Origin of the sequence: Streptomyces liangshanensis (assembly GCF_011694815.1) — a bacterium.
Classification (GTDB): domain Bacteria; phylum Actinomycetota; class Actinomycetes; order Streptomycetales; family Streptomycetaceae; genus Streptomyces; species Streptomyces liangshanensis.
This window is the reverse complement of sequence record NZ_CP050177.1, coordinates 2,393,052-2,416,665: the sequence shown is the minus strand read 5'-3', so window position 1 is coordinate 2,416,665 and position 23,614 is coordinate 2,393,052. Positions and strand designations below refer to the sequence as shown.

At 69.2% G+C, this 23,614-nt stretch carries 18 protein-coding genes; 13 read left to right on the top strand and 5 right to left on the bottom strand.

Annotated features, from left to right (window positions below; all coding sequences use genetic code 11):
* Positions 1-78 precede the first annotated feature (78 nt).
* On the top strand, positions 79-4,410 hold the full coding sequence (locus HA039_RS10145) for a golvesin C-terminal-like domain-containing protein (RefSeq protein WP_243869318.1): 4,332 nt from the start codon (positions 79-81) through the stop codon (positions 4,408-4,410).
* A 42-nt stretch (positions 4,411-4,452) separates the two neighbouring features.
* Here the strand turns inward: HA039_RS10145 and HA039_RS10140 are convergent, their stop codons facing one another.
* Complete coding sequence (locus tag HA039_RS10140; protein ID WP_167026957.1) at positions 4,453-5,070, bottom strand: SMI1/KNR4 family protein; 618 nt, start codon at positions 5,068-5,070, stop codon at positions 4,453-4,455.
* Between the two features lie 315 nt (positions 5,071-5,385).
* Positions 5,386-5,721, bottom strand: coding sequence for a hypothetical protein (locus tag HA039_RS10130; protein WP_425086327.1), 336 nt, complete (start codon positions 5,719-5,721; stop codon positions 5,386-5,388).
* Positions 5,722-5,900: 179 nt separating this feature from the next.
* Between HA039_RS10130 and HA039_RS10125 the strand changes: the two genes are divergently transcribed.
* The 12 genes from HA039_RS10125 (at position 5,901) to HA039_RS10070 (ending at position 18,292) form a co-directional block, all read left to right on the top strand.
* A complete protein-coding gene (locus HA039_RS10125; protein ID WP_167026954.1) occupies positions 5,901-6,743 on the top strand; it encodes a helix-turn-helix domain-containing protein in 843 nt (280 codons plus the stop codon).
* On the top strand, positions 6,725-6,934 hold the full coding sequence (locus HA039_RS10120) for a DUF397 domain-containing protein (protein WP_167026951.1): 210 nt from the start codon (positions 6,725-6,727) through the stop codon (positions 6,932-6,934). Before HA039_RS10125 ends, HA039_RS10120 begins: the two co-directional genes overlap by 19 nt.
* A 75-nt stretch (positions 6,935-7,009) precedes the next feature.
* Positions 7,010-8,095, top strand: coding sequence for a trypsin-like serine peptidase (locus HA039_RS10115; RefSeq protein WP_243869316.1), 1,086 nt, complete (start codon positions 7,010-7,012; stop codon positions 8,093-8,095).
* A 190-nt stretch (positions 8,096-8,285) separates the two neighbouring features.
* Positions 8,286-9,986, top strand: coding sequence for a coenzyme B12-dependent isobutyryl-CoA mutase large subunit (gene icmA / locus HA039_RS10110; RefSeq protein WP_167026948.1), 1,701 nt, complete (start codon positions 8,286-8,288; stop codon positions 9,984-9,986).
* 100 nt (positions 9,987-10,086) lie between these two features.
* The gene (locus HA039_RS10105) at positions 10,087-10,539 is read left to right on the top strand and encodes a MarR family winged helix-turn-helix transcriptional regulator (RefSeq protein WP_167026945.1); all 453 of its coding nucleotides are present in this window, start codon (positions 10,087-10,089) and stop codon (positions 10,537-10,539) included.
* Positions 10,536-11,405 carry an ATP-binding cassette domain-containing protein gene (locus HA039_RS10100; RefSeq protein WP_167026942.1) on the top strand — a complete coding sequence of 290 codons (870 nt, stop codon included), beginning with the start codon at positions 10,536-10,538 and terminating at the stop codon, positions 11,403-11,405. Before HA039_RS10105 ends, HA039_RS10100 begins: the two co-directional genes overlap by 4 nt.
* Positions 11,365-12,267 carry an ABC transporter permease gene (locus HA039_RS10095; RefSeq protein WP_167026939.1) on the top strand — a complete coding sequence of 301 codons (903 nt, stop codon included), beginning with the start codon at positions 11,365-11,367 and terminating at the stop codon, positions 12,265-12,267. Before HA039_RS10100 ends, HA039_RS10095 begins: the two co-directional genes overlap by 41 nt.
* 33 nt (positions 12,268-12,300) lie before the next feature.
* Entirely contained in the window at positions 12,301-13,791 is a 1,491-nt protein-coding gene (locus tag HA039_RS10090; protein ID WP_167026936.1) for a hypothetical protein, read from the top strand.
* A 205-nt stretch (positions 13,792-13,996) separates the two neighbouring features.
* Positions 13,997-14,974 (top strand): tetratricopeptide repeat protein, encoded by a 978-nt coding sequence (locus HA039_RS10085; protein ID WP_167026933.1) that lies wholly within the window; start codon positions 13,997-13,999, stop codon positions 14,972-14,974.
* 616 nt (positions 14,975-15,590) lie between these two features.
* On the top strand, positions 15,591-16,238 hold the full coding sequence (locus tag HA039_RS10080; protein WP_167026930.1) for a DUF6230 family protein: 648 nt from the start codon (positions 15,591-15,593) through the stop codon (positions 16,236-16,238).
* 100 nt (positions 16,239-16,338) lie between these two features.
* A complete protein-coding gene (locus HA039_RS10075; protein ID WP_167026927.1) occupies positions 16,339-16,929 on the top strand; it encodes a DUF6114 domain-containing protein in 591 nt (196 codons plus the stop codon).
* Positions 16,919-18,292, top strand: coding sequence for a hypothetical protein (locus tag HA039_RS10070; protein WP_167026924.1), 1,374 nt, complete (start codon positions 16,919-16,921; stop codon positions 18,290-18,292). The genes HA039_RS10075 and HA039_RS10070 overlap by 11 nt, the downstream gene beginning before the upstream one ends.
* Before the next feature lie 117 nt (positions 18,293-18,409).
* Here HA039_RS10070 and pyk read toward each other — a convergent pair whose 3' ends face one another.
* The 3 genes from pyk to pta form a co-directional block, all read right to left on the bottom strand.
* Positions 18,410-19,840, bottom strand: coding sequence for a pyruvate kinase (pyk, locus tag HA039_RS10065; RefSeq protein ID WP_167026921.1), 1,431 nt, complete (start codon positions 19,838-19,840; stop codon positions 18,410-18,412).
* Positions 19,841-19,914: 74 nt separating this feature from the next.
* On the bottom strand, positions 19,915-21,186 hold the full coding sequence (locus tag HA039_RS10060) for an acetate kinase (protein ID WP_167026918.1): 1,272 nt from the start codon (positions 21,184-21,186) through the stop codon (positions 19,915-19,917).
* Positions 21,183-23,264, bottom strand: coding sequence for a phosphate acetyltransferase (gene pta / locus HA039_RS10055; RefSeq protein WP_167026915.1), 2,082 nt, complete (start codon positions 23,262-23,264; stop codon positions 21,183-21,185). The genes HA039_RS10060 and pta overlap by 4 nt, the downstream gene beginning before the upstream one ends.
* Between the last annotated feature and the right edge of the window lie 350 nt (positions 23,265-23,614).

Sequence of the window (23,614 nt, the reverse complement as noted above, 5' to 3'; positions counted from 1 at the left end):
GCCACATGGCGTGGCGCGCATGAAGTCCAAGGAGATGCTTTGAGATTCCGGAAGAAAGCGAGAATACCGGTTGCCGTCATGGCAGTCGCGTTGATCGCGTCCACCCTCACTGTCAGCACCGCGCAAGCGTCGATACCGAAACCACCCAAGGGCTCGATACGGGAAAAGGTCACCGCGTCGGAAAAGAGGTCCTCGTCGTCGGGAGTCCCGTTGAAGGACCGTGACACGGTTCTCGGGAAGGGCTGGAAGGCATCGGCCGACCGGGCAGTGACCGCTGCGGCCGACAGCGATGGACTCCATCTCCTGGTCGCTGACAGCACATCTGGCTACGACTGGAAGACCGTAGCGGTGTTGAGTGAGCCGCAGCTACCGGCCGACACCTGGATCGGCAACCAGTGCGTGATGAACGACCACTACGCGGCCGTTGTCTACGCACCCCGTACTTTCACCAACAAGCCGGACCTCATGATGGGTGGCGCGTTCACCGCGATCGTGAATCTCGATGACGGCAGCGTGACCAAGCTGCCCTTCACGGCGTCGTTGGCGTACTTCGACCCCACCTGCAGCCCCACCACCCACACCGCAGTTTTCACCGCGCTCCGCGACACCAAGACACGCCTGGTCACGGTGAACACCAAGGGCGCCACTGTCGCGAACACCACCGCGACGGGCGAGATCACCTCCGCTGTCCCCACCGACGACGGTGCTGTCGCCGCCTCCGGAAACAGGCTCGTCCACATCGACCGCAAGGGCGAGGTCGACGAACTCGCGGCCACGAAGCACGCCCCGTACGGTATCCGTGTGGCTGGTGACGGCACGGTCACCTATCTCGACCGGACCGATAACACCGTCGCCGGCGTGCACACCTACGCCCGCGGCAGGAGAGCGACCGTCGCGAGTGGCAAGTTGGCGGAGATGAATCTGCGCCAGGGCATGGACGGGACGGTCTACCTCACCGGTACGGCGACGCGGGAGAAGAACTTCGCGGCGAGCGGTGTCAAGGCGCTGAAGGTCTCACCCGACGCGGAGGTCTCCACCCGCGGTCGCCTCGCCGTCGACCCGGTGGTCTCCCCGGCCGTGCAGGCAGGCGTTGACCACATCACCAGCGCGGGCCGCGGCTTCACCAAGACCGAGACCACCGAACCGGCCGCGGAAAGAACGCTGGGCCGGACCAGTCATGTGCTGACCATCACCAGCACGGCGCCGAGCACGGGCCGGCGCACGAAGCAGAAGGCCGCCGAACCCGGCGTTACCGCGGGGAGCAAGCCGTCACCGGCGCTGACCGGCTCGTCGAAGCCGCAGACGTCAACGATGAGTGCGATGGCGGCGGCTGCCGACGATTCGCGGGCGCACGATCCGGTCGATACGGATGCCTGGTGCTCGGTGGCCCGCAACGATGTCGACGCCCAGGCCCTGCAGCCGACCTCCAACCAGGTCGAGTGGGCCGTTGACATGGCTGTCCGCAACAACCTGCGCTCGGGATACATCACCCAGGGCGGCTGGCGCGCGCAGACCGGGCTCGGCACCATCGACCCGCAAGGCATGTTTCCCCGCCCCGACCTGGTCACCGGCGGAACCATCCCCGCACAGGTCGAACTTGGCGTCCTCGCACAGGAGTCCAACCTGTGGCAGGCGGAATCCGGCGCTATCCCGGGTCAGATGGGCAGCCCACTCGCGGCAGTGGACGGCTACTACGGTCACCAGACCGGTGGAAGTCTCACCGACTTCTGGGCCATCCACTGGAACCTGTCCGACTGCGGCTACGGCGTCGGTCAGGTCACCGACGGCATGCGCAAGGCAGGTTTCGAGAAGGAGGGCGAACACTCGCGCCCGGTCGCCACGCAACGCGCCATCGCCATCGACTACACGACCAACATAGCCGCGTCGCTCTACATCCTCGCCGACAAGTGGAACGAGGTCCACAAGGCGGGACAGACGATCGCCGTGAACAACGACAACCCGGCCAAGCCCGAGAACTGGTTCACGGCCGTCTGGAACTACAACCTCGGCTTCAATGCGAAGGCGGACGAGGCAACCAACGGCAGTTGGGGTCTCGGCTGGTACAACAACCCCGCCAACCCGGTCTATCCCGCGTCCCGGCTGGCGTTCATGAACACCGACATCGACCCGCTTGCCGCCAAGGACGCCGCGCAGCCGCAGAAATGGCCGTACGAGGAGAAGGTGATGGGCTGGGCCGCCTGGTCCATCGACACCGGACACTCCTATGCCACCTCCGGGCGACAGGACTGGCCGGGAGAAGCCGGGTTCTCATCGGCCGGCTTCCGTCCCGCCTACTGGAACGGTTCGGACCTGCCCTACGCATTCGAAGGCAGCGCACGATACAACCGGGCCCACGTCGCGCCGCCCCTCGACACGTTCTGCAACGCCAAGAACAACTGCGACACCGCCCACCCGCCGGATTGCCCGGACGCCGCCTGCTACACCCAGTACTGGTGGAACGCGCCCAACGCCACCTGGAAGTCCGACTGTGCCACCACCTGCGGTTTCGAGAATGTCAAGTACCAGACGTTGATCAGCGAGCCCGGTCGCGGCTACCGGCTCCAATACGGCACACCGGTGTGCTCCGGCGCTCCCTCGGGCGCGAAGGTCGTCGCATCCGTCCCAGCAGGCACCAACACCTGGAGCGATTGCGGCACCACCACAACAGCCGGCTCGTTCCAGTTCACCTTCTACCCCGATCCGAGCGCGACGGGACCGGGCCTGGGGGCATACGACGCGAAGGCTGACCTGCACCAGATCGGCGGCGGCTACCAGGGGCACTTCTGGTACACGCACGCACGCGACGCCGCGCACCTGGGCGGCGACGGCGGACGCATGACCATCCTGGGTGACTGGAAGCTGAACTCAGCCATCACCGGCAGCCAGGCAAAGGTGTACGTGCACGTCCCGGACACGGGAGCCCAGGTCTCGAACGCCACTTACCGGATCATCACGCCGTTCGGCGCGGTGAACAAGACCGTCAACCAGGGGAACTCGGCCAACCAGTGGGTGTCTCTCGGCGCCTACAACTTCAAGGACCAGGCACCGGAAGTTCAGCTGTCCAACGCGACATCGGACGGTACGGCGGAGAAGGACGTGGCCTACGACGCTGTCGCGTTCGTACCGGGCGACTACTCCGGCATGCCCAGCATCGCCTTCGCCGACCCGGATGTCAGCGCCCCGCAGCCCGGCGACATCACCACCCCGGAGGACATGACGCCTGAGGCGACTTCCCAGGGGCTGGAGCCCCTCGACTCCATTCAGCGGGAGTTCTCCTCACCCGTGAACACCTACGTCCCCTGGTGCGCGGCCAAACCCTTCGGATTCCGCGACAATCGCAAGGTCTGGACCAACCGCACAGAAGCCTGCATCAAAGGACAGTTCGGATTCATCAAATCGGTTGACGGACGCGTGACCGGAACCGCCACCTTCGACTTCCAGGCCGAGATGAAGGTTCACCCCGACTCAATCGGATGGAATACCGCGTTCAAGTTCAAACTGGTTGAAGCGACTGGCGAAGCCGCTACTGAGGCGATCTTCGTAGATGTCAACGATGTGTGCTCCCTGGACTGCACGAGGAACGGACCCCGAACGGAGGATAACGGTCTGTGGTGGCAATTCGACCTGGGCGACAGGCATACGTACTCCATGTCGCAGATTTGGCGCTGGGGTGAGTCCAGGCCGGCGGATCTGCTCTTCCCTGGATGGTCCATGACGGGCGATATCGGGGGAATCCTGACGGAGAACGAAGCGAAGGTCGGTACCGAGGGTCCCAAAGCGCAGATCCGGTGCGACTCCACGGTCCCGGGGGCGTCCCCGGGGTGTGTGTTCGATCAGTACAGTCCGACGTACGTCATGAACTCGAAGAAGTTCCCCGCCGCGGCCGCACACGCCTGGCTTGCCCAGAACAAGCTTCCCGGACATTTCGGGAGCAAGGCGTTCGATACTCCGCTCACCTACCTCGGCAGCGGCGTGATGTCGCCGACCAACCCCGCCAAGAAGCAGAGCACAGCCAACCGCGAGGTCATCTGCCCGAGAAGTTGGGCACGCAATACGGACGCCACCCTCTCGCCGGAATTGGATGAAGGAAGCGATCCTGATACATATTCCTGCGACGAGTTGGCCTTCGCCGCCAGCTACAACAGTGCGGGCATGGCCGGCGGGTTCAACCCGGTCGACTCAGGCGACCAGTGTCTTCAGACGTACGCCAAGAGGGGCGACAATGGCGTATGGACGCTTCGTCCCGACCTTCGCTACCCGCTTCCGACGTGGAACGAGAAGTGTGGACGCGCCACCATGTCCAAAAACCAGAATGTCCAATCCATGCGACCTTTTGGTGCCTTCATCACCCGGAACAGGCTGATGGACAAGGACGATTACTGGCTTGACCTGAACGGCTTTACTCCGTGACCGTGGGGTGCTGAACAGTGTGAGGGAGAGGGGCTGATCCACCTACCAGTGGATCAGCCCCTCCTGCACTACGGGAAAATTCGGCGATCGGCGGCCCATGATCGTGAACGGCCGGATGCCTTCCAATGCATCCGCCATGGTGCTCAGATAGTCGGCCAACGACGGGAAGGCCAGATCCGGGAAGCTTTCCTCACCGTACTCGTAGACCGGTGCGGGGTCCTGCCCGCTGAGTCCGGACACATCGAGGAACAGTCCGCTGTGCTCTTCCTTGGTCCGAAAGACTGGAATCCAACCCTCCTTCCAGTACTCGTAGCGGGAACCGGGCTCCTGCAAGTCGATGCTCGCTTTCCTGTTGGTCGTGTACAAAGAACAGATGAGTTCCACATCGCAAAACGCATAGTCGAACGGGAACGGCGAGTAGTCGCCGCCGCCTCGTATGTCGTAGCGTTCATTCCCGGCAATGGACCGCTGCTTGGCGGTGCTGCCGTTGTTCACTTTCAGGAGCTGCTTCAACTCGACGGGCAAACGTACTCCCATCTTTTCCTCGGCCTGCGCGATCTGCTCGTCAGTGGCAGGATCGTTCAAAGCATCGGCGTGGTCAGGCGTGTTCTCGTTCATCCAGCGGGTAACGCGGGACCAGGCTTCAATCGTGCTGCTCAATGCAGCCTCCTTCGTCGACGAGGTCTCCACTATCCCCGACGGCGGTTCTGAGCTGCACCGACGGGCTCCACGGCTGCCGTTCGGGCAGAGGGCCTAGGTCGAGGGTTGTGCGGCTGCGGGTGTTGGCTTCGGATACTCGGGCGCTTAGTAGTTCGGTGGGGGTCAGGGGGCGGACCTGGTCCGGGTTGGCGTCCCATTCTTGGCCGCCGCCCAGGGGGCGGAGTTGGAGGTAGGGGCCTACCCCGCCCATGACCACGCCTACGCGGTCGCGGGCGGGGTCGTGGACGGTGTCGCCCACGGCTGGGGGGCCGTCCGTCACCGGGTGGTGCCCTTCACGATCACCGCGGCGAGGGCGAGTGCTACTGGGGCCGAGCAGACGCCCAGGTAGATGAGGGCGTGGCGGGTTGCCCGGCCGGCGTCCTCGTCGTCCGTCTCGGGCCATGGGGTGCGTACGTCCATCGCCGGGAGTTGGATGCCGGCCGCCGTCAGCGCACCCGCGAGTGCGTCCCGTGCTTCGACGGCTTCCTGGATCTTGGGCGCTCCTACCAGGCCCTCCGGCGGGACCAGAACGGTGTTGCTCGGGGCGGGAGTTGTCCGTTCGTCTCGGCGGGGGAGCGGTGGGGTGGGAGGGGTGGACGGCTGCTGAGTCACGTGGGCCTTCCTTCGGTTGTTCTTGCGCGGAATCGCCCTCCGGATCGCACGTTTCTGATTACTGTGCGTCAGGGGCGTGTTACGAGAATGCGCCACCGGAGGAGTGGGCCGCGCCGAGTGCGGGTGCTGCTTCTCTCGCGTCCGACGTACGTTCCACACCTTCCACGGAGGGCAGCGCCATGCCGACGAGACGAGTGGTCACGGGCCGCAGCAGGGAGCCCCGCGCGCGGTTCGCGGAGGAGTTGCGCTCGTTGCGCCTCCAGCGCGGGGACAGCCTGCGGCAGCTCGGTGAACGGCTGGGCTGGGACTGGTCGTTGTTCGGCAAGATGGAGAAGGGCGAGACGGTGGGGGGCCCGGAGGTGGTCCAGGCGCTCGACACGTATTACGGGACCCCGGGGCTGTTGCTGGCCCTGTGGGAGCTGGCGGTCAGTGACAAGACGCAGTTCCGGGAGCGGTATCGGCGGTACATGTCCCTGGAGGCCGAGGCGACGAGTTTGTGGCACTACGCCGTGAGCGTTCTGCCGGGGCTGTTGCAGACGCCGGGGTATGCGCGGGAGCTGCTGGCAGCCGGTGGCCTCAAGGGTGAGGAATTGGATCAGCAGGTCGACGCGCGGATGGGGCGGCGGGAGTTGCTGGCGGGAGACGACGCGCCACCGTTCCGCACGATTCTGTCGGAGGCGGTGCTGCGCACACAGTTACGGGACGCGGGCCGGTGGCGAGCACAGTTGGAGTACCTGCGGGATGCGACGGAGCGGGGCGAAGTGACCGTGCAGGTACTGCCGTTCAGCGCGGGGCTGCATGGGCTCTCGAACGCTGACGTGATGTTTCTTCGGCTCCTCGATGGGCGTACCGTGGCCTACGCGGAGAACGATGTCCGGGGCGATCTGATCGAGGAAACCGCACCGGTTGAACGGTTGCAGCTCACGTACGATTTTGTGCGCGACCTGGCGCTGTCCCCTGCTGAGTCGCGGAAGTTCATCCTGCGCCTTCTGGAGGAAGTACCGTGCGATCCCTCGACCTGACCACAGTCACTTGGCGTAAGAGCTCTTACAGCAACTCGGACGGCGGCCAGTGTCTTGAGGTCGCCGACGGCGTGGCCGACATCGTCCCCGTCCGGGACAGCAAGAACCCGCTCGGCCCCGTGCTCGCCTTCCCCGCGGACGGCTGGTCGTCGTTCGTCTCGGCGGTGAAGCGCGGCGCATTGGGTGGCTGAGGGGCGTCGCGTGGCACAAAGGCTTCTCACCGCTTGCTGACAGGTTCCTGACCTCGCCTGGCTACGTTCCCGCGTATGTTCAAGATCTTCGGCCGCGCACGCGGTCATCAGAACCGGACACACGGGTACGCACGGCGTGAAGTCGCCCTGTCGGCGGCGGTGTTGGCCGTGGGCGTCGCTCTGTCGGTGCCTGCCGGGCCCGCCGCGGCGGCTGCGGGCGGCTCGGGCCGTGTCGTCACCCACCCGCAGGCGGTCACCGCTACGCAGCGACAGGCCGTGCTGGACTACTGGACCCCGGCGCGCATCGCCGCCCTCACCGAGCCGTCGTCCGACAACCCGCCCAGGAGCGGCCCCGACGGGGCGCCGTGGACCGGGTCCGCCACCCTGAGCCGTACGGTCGGCAGGCTCTTCTTCACCGACCACGGCGAGGACGCCAGCTGCACCGCCACCGTCGTCGACAGCGCGAACCGCAGCACCGTCGTGACCGCGGGGCACTGCGTGAACAGCACCAACCTCATCGGCGAGGACAACCAGTGGGCGGCGAACGAGATGTTCGTGCCCGGATTCAAGGACGGCCGGGCGCCGTACGGGAAGTTCGTCGGCCGGCTGGGCGTGGCCGATGCCACCTGGTTGGAGAACGACGGACAGAGCACGCTGAAGTACGACGACTACGACCAGGCGTTCGTGGTCCTCAACACCGACTCCCAGGGCCGCCGGGTGCAGGACGTGGCCGGCGCCGCGCAGCGCATCGGCTTCGACCGGCCCGGCGACGGGCGGGCGTACGCCTTCGGCTATCCCCGGGCCGCGTCCGACCCGGCGCGGGCCGGCCTGCCCGAGTACATCGGCGACCGGCTCGCCTTCTGCGCCGGCTCCACCCGCGAGGACCCCGGCACGGCCGACTTCCCGGAGCCCAAGGGCGAGTGGGGCGTCGCCTGCGTGATGGGCGGGGGCTCCAGCGGCGGGCCCCGGATCGCCGCCTTCGACCCGGCCACCGGTCTCGGCACGGTCGTCGGCGACAACACCTACGGGGCCTTCTTCCACAGCACGGGCGCGGTCTGTGAGGACAGCGACGACCCCGACTGCACCCGGTACCTCGTCGGCCCGCAGTTCAGCTCCAAGGTCACCCGGCCCCTGTACGAGGCCGCCCAGCACGCGCACTGACCTTCGCGGCGGCCCCCGTCGGACCGGGACGACCGGTACGGCGGGGGCCGTCCCCGTCCCCCGTCCGCATCCCCCGTCCCCGCCTCCCGTCCTCGTTCCCCGTCCCCGTCACCCTGACGGCCTCTGCCATCGACATTTACTTGGACGTCCTAGTAAATTGGACTCCATGGAAGCCAAGGAGGGTGGAGGTATGGACGCTCACGCCGTCGAAGAGGGCCGCCGTCGCTGGCAGGAACGTTACGACAAGGCCCGCAAGCGCGACGCGGACTTCACCACGCTGTCCGGGGACGCCGTGGAGCCCGTGTACGGGCCCCGGCCCGGGGACACCTACGAGGGCTTCGAGCGGATCGGCTGGCCGGGGGAGTACCCGTTCACGCGCGGGCTGCACCCCACCGGCTATCGGGGCCGGACCTGGACCATCCGCCAGTTCGCCGGCTTCGGCAACGCCCGGCAGACGAACGAGCGCTACAAGACCATCCTCGCCAACGGCGGCGGCGGGCTCTCCGTCGCCTTCGACATGCCGACCCTGATGGGCCGCGACTCCGACGACCCGCGCGCGCTCGGCGAGGTCGGCCACTGCGGGGTCGCCATCGACTCGGCCGCCGACATGGAGATCCTCTTCGGGGACATCCCGCTCGGCGACGTCACGACCTCGATGACGATCAGCGGCCCCGCCGTCCCCGTCTTCTGCATGTACCTGGTCGCGGCGGAGCGCCAGGGCGTCGACCCGGCCGTCCTCAACGGCACGCTCCAGACCGACATCTTCAAGGAGTACATCGCGCAGAAGGAGTGGCTCTTCCAGCCCGAGCCGCACCTGCGCCTCATCGGCGACCTCATGGAGCACTGCGCGAGCTCCATCCCCGCGTACAAGCCGCTCTCGGTCTCCGGCTACCACATCCGCGAGGCCGGGGCGACGGCCGCGCAAGAGCTGGCGTACACACTCGCCGACGGTTTCGGGTACGTGGAGCTCGGCCTGAGCCGGGGCCTGGACGTGGACGCGTTCGCCTCCGGGCTGTCCTTCTTCTTCGACGCGCACCTCGACTTCTTCGAGGAGATCGCGAAGTTCCGCGCCGCCCGCCGGATCTGGGCGCGCTGGATGAAGGAGGAGTACGGCGCGAAGACCGACAAGGCACAGTGGCTGCGCTTCCACACGCAGACGGCCGGGGTCTCGCTGACCGCGCAGCAGCCGTACAACAACGTCGTACGGACCGCCGTGGAGGCGCTGTCGGCGATCCTCGGCGGCACGAACTCCCTCCACACCAACGCGCTCGACGAGACCCTGGCCCTGCCCAGCGAGCAGGCCGCCGAGATCGCGCTGCGCACGCAGCAGGTGCTGATGGAGGAGACCGGCGTCGCCAACGTGGCCGACCCGCTCGGCGGCTCGTGGTTCGTGGAGCAGCTGACCGACCGGATCGAGGCCGAGGCCGAGAAGATCTTCGAGCAGATCAGGGAGCGGGGGGTACGGGCGCACCCCGACGGACAGCACCCGATCGGCCCCATCACCTCGGGAATTCTGCGGGGCATAGAGGACGGGTGGTTCACGGGCGAGATCGCCGAGTCCGCGTTCCAGTACCAGCGGTCCCTGGAGAAGGGCGACAAGCGGGTCGTCGGCGTCAACGTGCACCACGGCTCGGTCACCGGCGACCTGGAGATCCTGCGGGTCAGCCACGAGGTCGAGCGGGACCAGGTCAAGGTCCTCGGCGAGCGCCGGGCCGCGCGGGACGACGCGCGGGTCACCAAGTCCCTCGCGGCGATGCTGGCGGCCGCGCGGGACGGGTCGAACATGATCGCGCCGATGCTGGAGGCGGTACGGGCCGAGGCGACGCTCGGCGAGATCTGCGACGCGCTGCGGGACGAGTGGGGTACGTACACGGAGCCGCCCGGCTTCTGAGCGCGCGGATCCGACCACGAAACCATCCCCCGGACCGGCTGTACGGGTCCGGGGGATGGTTTCTGGCATTTAGCTCTGAGTGAGAGCTAATGTAGGTGGTATGACCACTGACCACGCGGACTCCCTCGCCGACGCGCTGGCCGGCGTCCAGCGGCTCGTCCGCCGGCGTCTGCGGCGCGAGCTGGACGTCTCGCCGATGCGCGGCGCGCAGATCGAGCTGCTGCGGCTGGTCGCGGCGCGCCCCGGCATCGGGGTGTCGGCCGCCGCCCGGGAGCTGCGCCTCGCCAACAACTCCGTCTCCACGCTCGTCAACCAGCTCAGCGGCGCGGGCTACCTGCGCCGCGAGACCGACCCGGACGACCGGCGCTCCGCCGTACTGCTGCCCACTCCCGAGGCCGGTGCGCGGCTCGCCGCCTGGGCCTCGCGGCGGGCCGCGCTGATGCGCGAGCAGCTGGAGCGGCTGACGGTGGAGGACAGGGAGGCCCTCGCGGCGGCGATCCCCGCGCTGAACAGACTCGCCCGGAACCTTCAGGAGGAGGGGGAGCGCACATGACCGAGGACAAGGCCGAAGAGACGAGCGGGACCGACGCCGTCACCTGTGACGGCCTCGACTACTCCTTCAACGGGACGAAGGCCGTCGACAGCCTCGACCTCTCCGTCGGGGCGGGCGAGGTCTTCGGGCTCCTCGGGCCGAACGGCGCGGGCAAGACCACCGCGATCCGCTGCATCACCACGCTGCTGCCCGTCCCGGCCGGCATGGTCCGGGTGTTCGGACACGACGCGGCCAAGGAGCCCATGGCCGTACGCCGCCTGCTCGGCTACGTACCCCAGCAGCTCTCCGCCGACGCCACGCTGACCGGCCGGGAGAACGTCACCCTGTTCGCCCGGGTCTTCGACGTGCCCCGCCGGGAGCGCGCCGAACGGGTCGCGCAGGCCCTCGCGGCCGTCGACCTCACCGACGCGGCCGACCGGATGGCCAAGACGTTCTCCGGCGGCATGATCCGGCGGCTCGAACTGGCCCAGGCCCTCGTCAGCGCGCCCCGCCTGCTGATGCTGGACGAGCCGACGATCGGCCTCGACCCGATCGCCCGTACCAGCGTGTGGGAGCACATCACCGCCGTACGGAAGGCGACCGGCATGACCGTTCTTGTCACCACCCACTACATGGACGAGGCCGAGCAGTACTGCGACCGCGTCGCGCTGATGCACCGCGGCCGGATCCACGCGCTGGGCACCCCCGGCGAGCTGCGCGGCGACCTGCGCGCCCGGCGGGTGGCGTCCGGTGCCGCGACCGGGAAGGACCCGCTGCCGACGCTGGAGGACGTCTTCCGGGACGTGGCCGGCAGCGGCCTGGACGAGGAGGGAGGGGACTTCCGCGATGTCCGTACGACCCGGCGCACCGCATCCCGTGTCGGCTGACGGCGACGGGGGCCAGGGCGGGGCCCCAGCTCCTGGGAGCAAGCCCGACCTGAGCAAGCTCAACCTGCTCCTCGTCCCGCCGCGCCCCCGCACCGGCTGGCGGGTCCTGCTCGCCCGGGTCGGCGCGATGTGCGCGGTGGAGCTCCAGAAGCTCCGCCACGACCGCACCGAGCTGTACACGCGGGCGATCCAGCCCGCGCTGTGGCTGCTGATCTTCGGCGAGACCTTCACCCGGATCCACGCGATCCCGACGGGCAGCACGCCCTACCTGGACTTCCTGGCGCCCGGCATCATCGCCCAGTCCGCGATGTTCATCGCGATCTTCTACGGGATCATGATCATCTGGGAGCGGGACGCGGGTGTCCTCACCAAACTCCTCGTCACCCCCACCCCCAGATCCGCCCTGATCACCGGCAAGGCGTTCGCCGCCGGGGTGAAGGCGCTGATCCAGGCGGTCGTGGTGATCGTCATCGCCGCGGCGCTCGGCGTCGGCCTGACCTGGAACCCGTTGCGGCTGCTCGGCGTGGCCGTCGTGGTGATCCTCGGTTCGGCCTTCTTCTCGTGCCTGTCGATGTCGATCGCGGGGATCGTGCTGACCCGTGACCGGCTGATGGGCATCGGGCAGGCCATCACCATGCCGCTGTTCTTCGCCTCCAACGCGCTGTACCCGGTGGCGATCATGCCCGGCTGGCTCCAGGTGATCAGCCGGATCAACCCGCTGAGCTACCAGGTGGACGCGCTGAGAGGCCTGTTGCTCGGGACGTCCTCCCACCATCTGCTGCTGGACTTCGGGGTGTTGGTGTTCGCCGCCGCCGTGGGGGTGGCCGCGGCGTCGTCGCTGCTGGGGCGTCTGGCGCGGTAGGGTCGGCGGCTCTCGACGGGGGGAGAGAGGGCCGTGGCGGCGAGGGTCCGGTACGACCAGCGGGTGCTGGCACTGATAGAGGTGCGCGGGGGTTCCCGGGACTGGGCGGAGGCCGAGAGCGTCTTCGAGGCGCACGGCTGGCCGGTCGTCGGTCACGAGCCGCGCGGGCAGGGGGCGTCGGCGGGCATCCTGAGCGCGGATGCGGCGGCGCGGGTCTACCGCGTCGAGATCCGGTTGTACGGTGCGGCCCGCCGGGCCGAGCGCGGCGCCACCTGGCAGGTACGGAACGCGGCGCGAGCGGCGCAGTTGGAGATGTACGTACGGCGGGCGGACCGGCTCGACCGGGACAGCGAGATGCTGACCGAATGGCTGGCGTACTCGACGGCCCACCGTGCGGGACGGCTGGCCCGGGTGGCCCGGCGGCTGGCCCGGATGGGCGTGTTCGACGCCGGTACGCAGGTGACCGGAGGACCCGGGGAGGCGTTCAGGCTCGCCCGCGCGGGGCTGGACGGCGGGTCGCCACGCGCGGTCGCCGTACGGCCGATGGACGGGCGTTGGAAGCGCCCGGCGCGGATGCGGCGCGAGCGGCAGTTCGACCGCCGGATGGCCGTGTTCTCGATCGGGACGCTGGTCCTGGTGTCGAGCGCGGCCATCTCGGCGGGACAGAACGGCGGGAGCCGCTACTTCTGGGTGGCGGTGGCGCTGGTCGCGGGGTGCGGGGCGCTGTCGGCCGGCGGGACCGTTGACCTGGGCCGCCGCTGGCTGAACACGGCGATGGCTGCCGGGATCATCGCGATGGCTCTCCTCTTCACTCTGGGAGAGGAGGGGGGCCTGACCGAGACGGGCGGGGTGCGGCTGCTTTACGGACTGACCCTTCTGACCGGCCTGTGGCTGCTGGTGCGGCAGTGGACCTGGGGAGAATGGGCCACCTGGGCCGTTCCGCTGACCGCCACCCTGCTGATCTCCAGCCTTGTTGGAGCGGGGTCCGTCCTGCACGCCCTCTACGCGGATTCCCTCCAGCTGACGCCGGGCGACCTCGACGTGCCCCCGATGTGGCAGTTCCTCTCGGCGCTGCGCCTGGTCACGCTCCTGATGCCGGTCCTGCTGGTGCCCGCCGTGTGGGGTATCGCCAAGCACTACCACTACGTGGTGCCGGGCGAACGGGTCGGCGGGCTGATGTACGTCACGATCCTGGCGGCGTTCCTGGTGGCGGGCGGCAGTCTGGCCATGGACTCGGCCGAGGAGGCCGCCTCCCTTACGGAGAAGGCCGCCCGGCAGGGCCACGAGGCCCCCCACTACTACGGCGTCGAGCCCGCGTGGACCTGCGTCGAACCCACCGTCCCGCTCGCCTCCCTCCCGGGAGAGGGGCCCCGGTTCGACCCCGCCCGTCCCTACCTGGCCTTCGGCGTCGCGGGCGGCGACGCCGTCCTGTGGGACCGGCGTGCCGGTGAACCGCTCAAAGTCCCCGCGGGGAAGGTACGGCTGGTGCCGGCGAAGTCCGCGCAGGTGCGCTGCGGCCGGTAGCGGCAGCTGCCGGTGGTCGGGCGGTGACCTGCTGTGAGGCAGTTCACGGCGGGGATCCGGCCTGCGTCCCGCGGGTGAAAGTTAGGCTGCGAACGGTGCCGGAAGCCGTGCCATAGCGCCGTTCGGCCCGCGGCGGAGGCCACCGGGAGGAATGGGTGTACACGCCGCTTTTCTCAAGCGTGCGCGGAGGGGGGAGGATGTACTCATGCAGCCTAGGAACATGTCCATGAGCGGCGTTGTCGACCTCGCCGCGGTGAAGGCGGCCGGTGAGGCCAAGGCGAAGGCGGAGCAGGCTCGCGCCGAGGCCGCCCGCCACGGCGGGACCGCCGCCGTACCCCCCTCAAGCCTGGTGATCGACGTCGACGAGGCCGGCTTTGAACGCGACGTCCTCCAGCGCTCCTCCGAGGTCCCGGTCGTCATCGACTTCTGGGCCGAGTGGTGCGAGCCGTGCAAGCAGCTCAGCCCGGTGCTGGAGCGCCTGGCGCGGGAGTACAACGGCCGGTTCGTGCTCGCCAAGATCGACGTCGACGCCAACCAGATGCTGATGCAGCAGTTCGGCATCCAGGGCATCCCCGCCGTCTTCGCGGTGGTCGCCGGCCAGGCGCTGCCCCTCTTCCAGGGCGCGGCCCCCGAGGCCCAGATCCGCGGCACCCTCGACCAGTTGATCCAGGTCGGCGAGGAGCGGTTCGGCCTCACCGGGATCGCCGTCGACGCGGACGCGGAGGGCGCGGCGGCGGACGCACCGGAGGCGGCCGTCCCGGTCGGGCCGTACGACGCGCTGCTCGAAGCGGCCGTACAGGCGCTGGACGCCAACGACTTCGGCGGGGCGGCGCAGGCGTACCGCAACGTGCTCGCCGACGACCCCGGCAACACCGAGGCCAAGTTGGGCCTGGCCCAGGCCGAACTGCTCACGCGCGTCCGGGACATGGACCCCCAGCGGGTGCGCGAGGACGCGGCGGCCAAGCCGGCGGACGTGCAGGCGCAGATCGCGGCGGCCGACCTCGACCTCGTCGGGGGGCATGTGGAGGACGCGTTCTCCCGGCTGGTCGAGACGGTCCGCCGGACGGCGGGCGACGACCGGGACGCGGCGCGCGTACGGCTGTTGGAGCTCTTCGAGGTCATCGGCGGGGACGATCCGCGGGTGACGGCGGCGCGTCAGGCGCTGGCGAGGGTGCTGTTCTGACACCGCCACGGCGGCCCGTTCGGGTGGCTTCCGGGTAACGAAATTCCACTTCCGGGGGAGTCACACACGCAGCAGCCGCGTTTTGCTAAAACTTGGCAAACGCGGCTGCTGTTACTGCGAGTAAATCAACGGGCTTGCTCTGTCCGGTTATTGGGTCCCTTGCTCCCTTCTGTCGCCCCCGCCCGGGGCACCCTGAGTGGCCGGGCGGCATCGCTGGGTCGCGGGCCGGTTATCTCGCCGTTACTAGCCAGTAACGAGCCCCCTTGTGTAGAGCTCGTGAATGCACGACGATCGGCGACGCTCGGTCCAATACCGCACCGGCACGGCAACCAGCCGCGCCCGCCGGTCGAGGGTTCCCCGCCGAGTGGACCGGCGGCACCGCCGCCGGCCCGGACAGGGGGGTTCCTGCTCACGGGCAGGGCCTGTCCAGAGGTTGCGCGAAGGCGTGGCCAGTGGTTGTCGCTCGGGGGTGATCGCCGGAGAATCGGACGTGGTCCGCACGGTGCGGCCCGCCCACCCGATCCGGGCGCTCCCCTTCCCGAGGACGTAGCACTTCTCCCATCCCAGGACGGGCCAGACCCGATCCGGAGATGTACGTCCGAGAAGGAGGAAATACATGGAGTCCCCAGCCCAAGTCCGTGGCGGGACCAGATGGCGGCGGTTCGCCGTCGTCATGGTGCCGAGTGTGGCCGCCACGGCCGCGATCGGTGTCGCTCTCGCACAGGGGGCGCTGGCAGCGTCGTTCAGTGTGTCGGGGCAGAGTTTCAAGGTGAAGGCGTCCGAACTGGTCGGCCAGAACATGGTGCAGTACGGCGGTGTCGCCCCGGGTCCGGAGAAGAACTACCCAGTAGTCGTCTCGGGCTTCAAGTCGGCGACGATCACCGACATGTGTCAGTCCGTGGTGACACCGAACGTGCCGATCCTGGGCACTGTCACCCTGAGGTTGCAGGCCGGATTCGGCGACAAGAAGGTTGTCGCGGACAACCTGTACCTTGATGTCGCGTCACTGAATGTCGACAACGCAGTGTTCGACCACATGGAGATCGGCCTGCCGGCCAAGGACCTTCAGTTGCCGGGCAGAAGGACCGACGAGAAGGGCGTCTCGCCCGCTGCCCCCTACGGCTTCGGCCAGCAGGCGAAGACGGCCACGCTGACCGGTGTCAGGCAGACGGCGTGGGCGACCACGGCCGGCTCCTTCACTCTGCCGAACCTCAGCCTGCGGCTGAGCCTCGGCAACGACGAGTGCTTCCCGGACATTCCGTAGTTGTTTGCCCCGAGCGGGTCGGATCCCCGCGGCGCTGGCCCGGTTGTCCGGCTCGCTCGGACCCCTCTCACCACGTGACACCTCCCAGGGAGCTGCATCCATGAAGGCCGAGTCCACAGATCCCCGCGGATTCACCTACTGGCGGCTTCGGTTCCGGGCGTGGCGTGGCAGTCGCCCTTTCTGGGGTGGGCTGTTCACCCTCCTCGGCGGAATCCCGATCGCCTACTTCCCGTACGGGAATCTCAAGCTCGGCAACCTCACGCTGGCCATGTCCACCACGGCCGGGGCGGGTTCGCTGATCATCGGTGTCCTGCTGGTCACCCTGGGTCTGACGATGTGGTACCACAGCCTCGTCCGGGTGTTCTCCGGCGTCGCCGCGATCCTGCTGGCCCTGGTCTCGATCCCCATCTCCAACTTCGGCGGCTTCCTGCTCGGTTACCTCTTCGCACTCGTCGGAGGCGGGCTCGCGCTCGCCTGGGTTCCCGTGAAGCACCCCGTGCCCGAGGAGCCGGACGAGGAGCACTACGACGAGTTGGCCGAGCCGTACGACACCGCCACACGCCACGACGAGTGGGCCCCGGAGCCCGACGGCACCCGCGCCCCCCTCTTCCCCGCCCCGCGCGAAGGGGCGGAACCGAACGCGACGGAAACGACTGCCGAGGCCAAGGGCGGGAGGAACAGTGCGGGGTGACACCACGCGGTGGACCGCGGCCGGGGACGACAACCCCCCGGTACGGCGGGGGCCGCGCCACGCGGCGCCCAGGAAATCGCTTCTGACCAAGCTCCAGATACCCGCCGGCAAGGCGATGGCCCTGGCCGCGATGCCGACCGCGGTCTTCGTGGGGATGGGGCTCACCCCCCGCCTCGCGCTGGCCAGTGACAGTCAGGACATCCCCTTCCTGCCGGGGCCGTGCGTGACACGTTCCGACGAGCCCGAGCCCTCGGAGTCGCCGAGCGGCTCGCCGTCGCCGTCGGCGTCCGTCGACCCGTCGGACTCGGCCACGCCGGGGCCGACCCCCACCGGGAGCGGTACGGCCACCGAGCCGCATCCGTCGGCGAGTTCGGCCCCCGTGACGCCGCCGCCCGACGCGCCGCCGCCCGACGCGCCCCAGGACGGGGACACTGCGCCCACCGTGAAGCCCACGGCCACGCCCACCCCCACGCCCACGAAGTCGGCGCACCCGCTGGACCCGCTGGGCCTCGGAGACGTGCTGGGCGACCTCCTCGGCGGCAAGAAGTCGACGCCCCCGCCGGCACCGGACACCACCACACCGCCGCCGGAGCAGCCCGTACCGACCCCGTCGGAGACCGGGTCGTCCAGCGGGAAGTCGACGTCCGAGTCGACGTCCGAGCCGACGTCCGAGCCGACGTCCGGGCCGACCGCGCAACCGGACCGGCCCACCGAGCCCGCCGGCAGCGGCACAGATGACTCCGCCAAGTCCACCGAGGACGCCATCAAGGAGGCCGCCGACAAGGCCGGCGCCACGGTGGAGGAGCTGGACAAGGACGCGAAGGGGCTCGACGCGCGCGAGGACGAGGAGATCCCGGAGGGCGCGGACGGCAAGGAACCGTTCCCCTGCCCGACCGCGGACCCCGAGGCCCTGGCGAACGCCGAGTTGGAGCCGGGCATCCCCCGGCTCGCCAACGAGCCCTGGACGCTCAAGAGTTCACTGCTCACCCTCAACGGCCTCGACTACCACGGCATCGTGGAGGTGGAGACGGCGGGCGGCGAGCTCAAGAAGGTGCTCAAGTTCACCGCCTCGTCCCTGGACATCAAGGACCTGCACCAGAGCTGGATCCACCCCGCGGGCGGCGTGGGCCACACGACGGGCGGACCGGGCACCACGTCGACCATCCGGGGCGCCGAGGTCACCATGTACACGGAGCAGTTGAAGGGCAACCTCTTCGGGCTGATCCCGATCACCTTCAGCCCGGCGACCCCGCCCCCGCTGAACATCCCGTTCGCGTTCTTCACGGACGTCACCGTCCTCCAGGCGGGCCAGTTCGGCGGCACGCTGACGATCCCGCACCTCAAGAACTACGTCACGAACTGACCGTACGAGCGGAGAGCACCAGCCACCGGGTACCGCCGCACACGGCTGTGGGCCGCCCCCCGATCCGGGGTGCGGCCCACAGCCGTACAAGCTCGGCGAACGCGGCCGGCGCGACGGTCAGTCGCGGCTCTGGCCGCCCAGGTGGTGCACCCGGACCATGTTGGTCGTGCCCGGGACGCCGGGCGGGGAACCGGCGGTGATGATCATGATGTCACCGTCGTTGTAGCGCTTGAGCTTGAGCAGCTCCACGTCCACCAGGTCGACCATCTCGTCCGTGCTGTTCACCCACGGCACGATGAAGGACTCGACGCCCCAGCTCAGCGAGAGCTGGTTGCGCGTCGACTCGTCCGTGGTGAAGGCCAGGATCGGCTGCGCGGCGCGGTAGCGGGACAGACGGCGGGCCGTGTCACCGGACTGCGTGAAGGCGACCAGCGTCTTCGCGCTCAGGAAGTCGGCGATCTCGCAGGCCGCGCGGGCGACGGAACCACCCTGCGTACGGGGCTTGCGGCCCGGGTTCAGCGGCTGGAGGCCCTTGGAGAGCAGCTCCTCCTCGGCCGCGACCACGATCTTCGACATCGTCTTGACCGTCTCGACCGGGTACGCGCCCACCGAGGACTCGGCGGAGAGCATGACCGCGTCCGCGCCGTCCAGGATCGCGTTGGCGACGTCGGACGCCTCGGCGCGGGTGGGGCGGGAGTTGGTGATCATCGACTCCATCATCTGGGTCGCGACGATCACCGGCTTGGCGTTGCGGCGGCACATCTCGATGAGCCGCTTCTGGACCATCGGGACCTTTTCGAGCGGGTACTCGACGGCCAGGTCACCGCGGGCCACCATGATGCTGTCGAACGCCGCGACGACGCTCGCCATGTTCTCGACGGCCTGCGGCTTCTCGACCTTGGCGATGACGGGGACCCGGCGGCCCTCCTCGTCCATGATCTTGTGCGCGTCCAGGATGTCGTCACCGTCGCGCACGAAGGAGAGCGCGATCATGTCGCAGCCGAGCCGCAGCGCGAAGCGCAGGTCCTCGACGTCCTTCTCGGACATCGCGGTCACGTTCACCGCCGCGCCGGGCAGGTTGATGCCCTTGTGGTCGGAGATCACCCCGCCCTCGATGACGATGGTCTTGACCCGGGGGCCCTCGACCTCGACGACCCGCAGCTCGACGTTGCCGTCGTTGATCAGGATCTGGTCGCCCTTGGCGACGTCCCCGGGCAGCCCCTTGTAGGTGGTGCCGCAGATGGACTTGTCACCCGGGACGTCCTCGGTCGTGATGGTGAACTCGTCCCCCCGGACCAGCTCGACCGGACCCTCGGCGAAGGTCTCCAGGCGGATCTTGGGGCCCTGGAGGTCCACCATCACGCCGACGGCGCGACCGGTGTCGGCGGCGGCCTGACGGACGCGGTGGTACCGCTCCTCGTGCTCGGCGTGACTTCCGTGGCTCATGTTCAGGCGGGCCACATTCATTCCGGCCTCGATGAGCGACTTCAGTTGCTCGTACGAGTCGACGGCGGGACCCAGTGTGCAGACGATTTTGGAACGGCGCATGAGGCGGATCCTATCGGTTTGTTTCAGCGCGGAATATTCCGTCTGGTGGAAAGTACAAATGGGCGGAGGGCCGCTCAGGAGAGAGGTGTGCGAATCTCGTTCTTTCGTACGTTCTCCGTGCCGACCAGCGCGAAAGTCTGCTGCGCGATTTCCAGCTCCTCGTCGGTCGGGACGACGGCCACCACGACCCGCGCACCGTCCTGCGAGATGATCCGCGGCTCGTCGGAACGTACGGTATTGCGTTCCGGGTCCACCGAGAGACCCAAGGGCTCCAGACCTGCGACGGCGGCCTCCCGGACCGCCGCCGCGTTCTCCCCGACCCCGGCCGTGAAAGCCACCGCGTCGACCCGGCCGAGCACGGCGGCGTACGCGCCGATGTACTTCTTCAACCGGTGGATGTAGACGTCGAAAGCGAGCCGGGCGCGCTGGTCACCGGCGTCGGAACGGCGCAGGATCTCGCGCATGTCGTTGTCCCCGCAGAGGCCGGTGAGACCACTTCTCTTGTTGAGAAGTTCATCGGTCTCGTCGACGGACATTCCCGCCGCCCGCTGGAGATGAAGCGGAACGGCCGGATCGATGTCACCGGATCGGGTGCCCATCACCAGCCCCTCCAGGGGGGTCATTCCCATCGAGGTGTCCACGCACCGCCCGCCCGCGACCGCCGACGCGGACGCGCCGTTGCCCAGGTGCAGGACGATCACGTTCACGTCGGCCGGGTCCTTGCCCAGCAGCGCGGCGCATTTACGCGAGACGTAGGCGTGCGACGTCCCGTGGAAGCCGTACCTGCGGATGAGGTGCTCGTCCGCCGTCGCCACGTCGATGGCGTAGCGGGCGGCGTACTCCGGCATCGTCCGGTGGAAGGCCGTGTCGAACACGGCGACCTGCGGCAGGTCGGGCCGCAGTTCCCGGGCGGTACGGATGCCGGTCAGGTTCGCCGGGTTGTGCAGCGGCGCCAGCGGTACGAGCCGCTCGATCTCGGCCTCCACGCCGTCGTCCACCACGACCGGTTCGCCGAACCGCGACCCGCCGTGCACGACCCGGTGGCCGAAGGCCGCCAGCGCGGGGGAGTCGAGGCCGAGGCCGTCCGCCGCCAGCTCCTCGGACACGGCGGCGAGGGCCGCCGCGTGGTCGGCGAAACCGCCCGTACGCTCGCGCTTCCCGCCCGAACGCGGGGTGTGCACGAGCCGGGGGTCGGCCTCGCCGATGCGCTCCACGAGGCCGACGGCGAGGCGGCTCGCGTCCGCCATGTCCAGCAGCTGGTACTTCAGCGACGAGGAACCGGAGTTGAGAACGAGAACCCGGGTGGGGGAGTCGGGAGAGCCGAGGGAGGTGGGGGAGTCCGTCATGCCGTTCCGTCCTGGGCCTGGATCGCGGTGATCGCGACCGTGTTGACGATGTCCTGCACGAGCGCGCCCCGCGACAGGTCGTTGACCGGCTTGCGCAGCCCCTGGAGGACCGGCCCGACCGCGACGGCGCCGGCCGAACGCTGCACGGCCTTGTAGGTGTTGTTCCCGGTGTTGAGGTCCGGGAAAATGAGGACCGTCGCCTGGCCGGCGACCTCGGAGTCCGGCAGCTTGGTCGCCGCCACGGAGGGCTCCACGGCCGCGTCGTACTGGATCGGCCCCTCGATCCGCAGCTCGGGGCGGGCCGTCCGGACGAGCTTCGTCGCCTCCCGCACCTTGTCCACGTCCGCGCCGGAACCGGACGTGCCGGTCGAGTACGAGAGCATCGCGATGCGCGGCTCGACGCCGAACCGCGCCGCCGTGGCCGCCGCCTGGACCGCGATGTCCGCGAGCTGCTCCGCGTCCGGGTCCGGGTTCACCGCGCAGTCGCCGTACACCAGCACCCTGTCGGCGAGGCACATGAAGAAGACCGACGAGACGATCGACGCCGTCTCCTTGGTCTTGATGATCTCGAAGGCGGGCCGGATCGTCGCCGCCGTCGAGTGCACGCAGCCCGACACCATGCCGTCGGCGAGGCCCTCCTCGACCATCAGCGTGCCGAAGTAGTTGACGTCCGCCACCACGTCGTACGCCAGCTCCACGGTCACGCCCTTGTGCGCGCGCAGGCCCGCGTACCGCTCGGCGAAGCGCCGGCGCAGGTCGGAGGTGGCCGTGTCGATCAACTGCGTGGACGGGGCGCTCAGGTCGATGCCCAGGTCCGCGGCCTTCTTGCGGATGACGTCGGGGTCGCCGAGCAGCGTCAGGTCGCAGACGTTCCTGCGCAGCAGGACGTCCGCCGCGCGCAGCACACGCTCCTCGGAGCCCTCGGGCAGGACGACCCGGCGGCGGGACGACCGGGCCTGCTCCAGCAGTTCGTGCTCGAACATCATCGGGGTGATCCGGCCGCTGCGCGCCACCGACATCCGCGCCAGCAGGTCCGCCGTGTCGACGTGGCGCTCGAAGAGCCCCAGCGCGGTCTCCGCCTTGCGCGGGGTCGCCGCGCTCAACTTGCCCTCCAGGCCGAACAGCTCGGTCGCCGTGGGGAACGAACCGCCCGCCACCGAGATCACCGGGGTGCCCGGCGCCAGCCGCGACGCCAGCGTCAGCACCAGCTCCGCGGGCCGCTCGTCCAGCGTGAGCAGCACCCCCGCGATCGGCGGGGTGCCCGCCGAGTGCGCGGCGAGCGCGCCCACCACCAGGTCGGCGCGGTCGCCCGGAGTGACCACCATGCAGCCGGGGGTCAGCGCGCCCAGGAAGTTCGGCAGCATCGCCCCGCCGAACACGAAGTCCAGCGCGTCCCGCGCCAGGCCCGCGTCGTCCCCGAGCAGCACCTCGCCGCCGAGCGCCTGGGTGATCTGCGCGACCGTCGGGGCGGCCAGCGCGGGCTGGTCGGGCAGGACGTAACAGGGCACCGGGAGCTGCGACACCAGCCCCTCGGCGATGGCCGTCCGGTCCTCGGCGGCGACCCGGTTGACGACGACGCTCAGCACGTCGCAGCCGAGCGCCTCGTACGCCCGGTGCGCGTTGCGCGCCTCGGACCGTACGGACTCGGCGGACTGGTCCTTGCCGCCCACCACCGCTATCACCGACGCGCCGAACTCGTTCGCCAGCCGGGCGTTCAGCGACAGCTCGTCGGGGAGCTGGGTGGCGGCGAAGTCGGTGCCGAGGACGAGGACGACCTCGTACTCCCGCGCCACCCGGTGGAACCCGTCCACCAGGCGCGACACCAGCTCGTCCGTGCCCCGCTCGGCCTGGAGCGCCGTCGCCTCGTGGTAGTCGAGGCCGTACACCTCGGAGGGCTCCTGCGACAGCCGGTAACGGCTGCGGAGCAGGTCGAAGAGCCGGTCCGGGCCGTCGTGCACCAGCGGGCGGAAGACGCCCACGCGGTCCACCTGGCGGGTCAGGAGCTCCATGACCCCCAGCTCGACGACCTGCCGGCCGTCCCCGCGATCGATCCCGGTCACGTACACGCTGCGCGTCACGCGTGCTCTCCTGTCCATGTCGGTGAGGATGTGGTGGGGCGGCAATTCCCTCTTGACAATACCTCCGGGTACGGCTAGGGCCTGTCCGGCGGATCTTCGTGGGCCCGCGACGCCTGGCACCGCACCTCGCGGCGTTGTCGGACCGACCAAGTACATCCAGTACGTGGTCGGTCCTCCGCCTTGCGAGGCACGGCACCAGACGCCGCGGGCTGATCCACGAAGATCCGCCGGACAGGCCCTAGGCCCGTCTCGCGGCGGTCGGCGGGACCGGCCCCGGGCGCCGCCGGTCCACCCGCTGGACTCGGGGTGTCCGGATGCGTGCGCCGCGCACCCCGCGTGGGAGTATCGGA

What these genes read in the sequence shown, in the direction of transcription:
- HA039_RS10145 (WP_243869318.1), top strand. Translation starts at nt 79, where the DNA reads ATGGCAGTCGCGTTGATCGCGTCCACCCTCACTGTCAGCACCGCGCAA.
- HA039_RS10125 (WP_167026954.1), top strand. Translation starts at nt 5,901, where the DNA reads ATGCCGACGAGACGAGTGGTCACGGGCCGCAGCAGGGAGCCCCGCGCG.
- HA039_RS10115 (WP_243869316.1), top strand. Translation starts at nt 7,010, where the DNA reads ATGTTCAAGATCTTCGGCCGCGCACGCGGTCATCAGAACCGGACACAC.
- icmA (WP_167026948.1), top strand. Translation starts at nt 8,286, where the DNA reads ATGGACGCTCACGCCGTCGAAGAGGGCCGCCGTCGCTGGCAGGAACGT.
- HA039_RS10105 (WP_167026945.1), top strand. Translation starts at nt 10,087, where the DNA reads ATGACCACTGACCACGCGGACTCCCTCGCCGACGCGCTGGCCGGCGTC.
- HA039_RS10100 (WP_167026942.1), top strand. Translation starts at nt 10,536, where the DNA reads ATGACCGAGGACAAGGCCGAAGAGACGAGCGGGACCGACGCCGTCACC.
- HA039_RS10095 (WP_167026939.1), top strand. Translation starts at nt 11,365, where the DNA reads ATGTCCGTACGACCCGGCGCACCGCATCCCGTGTCGGCTGACGGCGAC.
- HA039_RS10085 (WP_167026933.1), top strand. Translation starts at nt 13,997, where the DNA reads ATGCAGCCTAGGAACATGTCCATGAGCGGCGTTGTCGACCTCGCCGCG.
- HA039_RS10080 (WP_167026930.1), top strand. Translation starts at nt 15,591, where the DNA reads ATGGAGTCCCCAGCCCAAGTCCGTGGCGGGACCAGATGGCGGCGGTTC.
- HA039_RS10075 (WP_167026927.1), top strand. Translation starts at nt 16,339, where the DNA reads ATGAAGGCCGAGTCCACAGATCCCCGCGGATTCACCTACTGGCGGCTT.
- pyk (WP_167026921.1), bottom strand. Translation starts at nt 19,840, where the DNA reads ATGCGCCGTTCCAAAATCGTCTGCACACTGGGTCCCGCCGTCGACTCG.
- HA039_RS10060 (WP_167026918.1), bottom strand. Translation starts at nt 21,186, where the DNA reads ATGACGGACTCCCCCACCTCCCTCGGCTCTCCCGACTCCCCCACCCGG.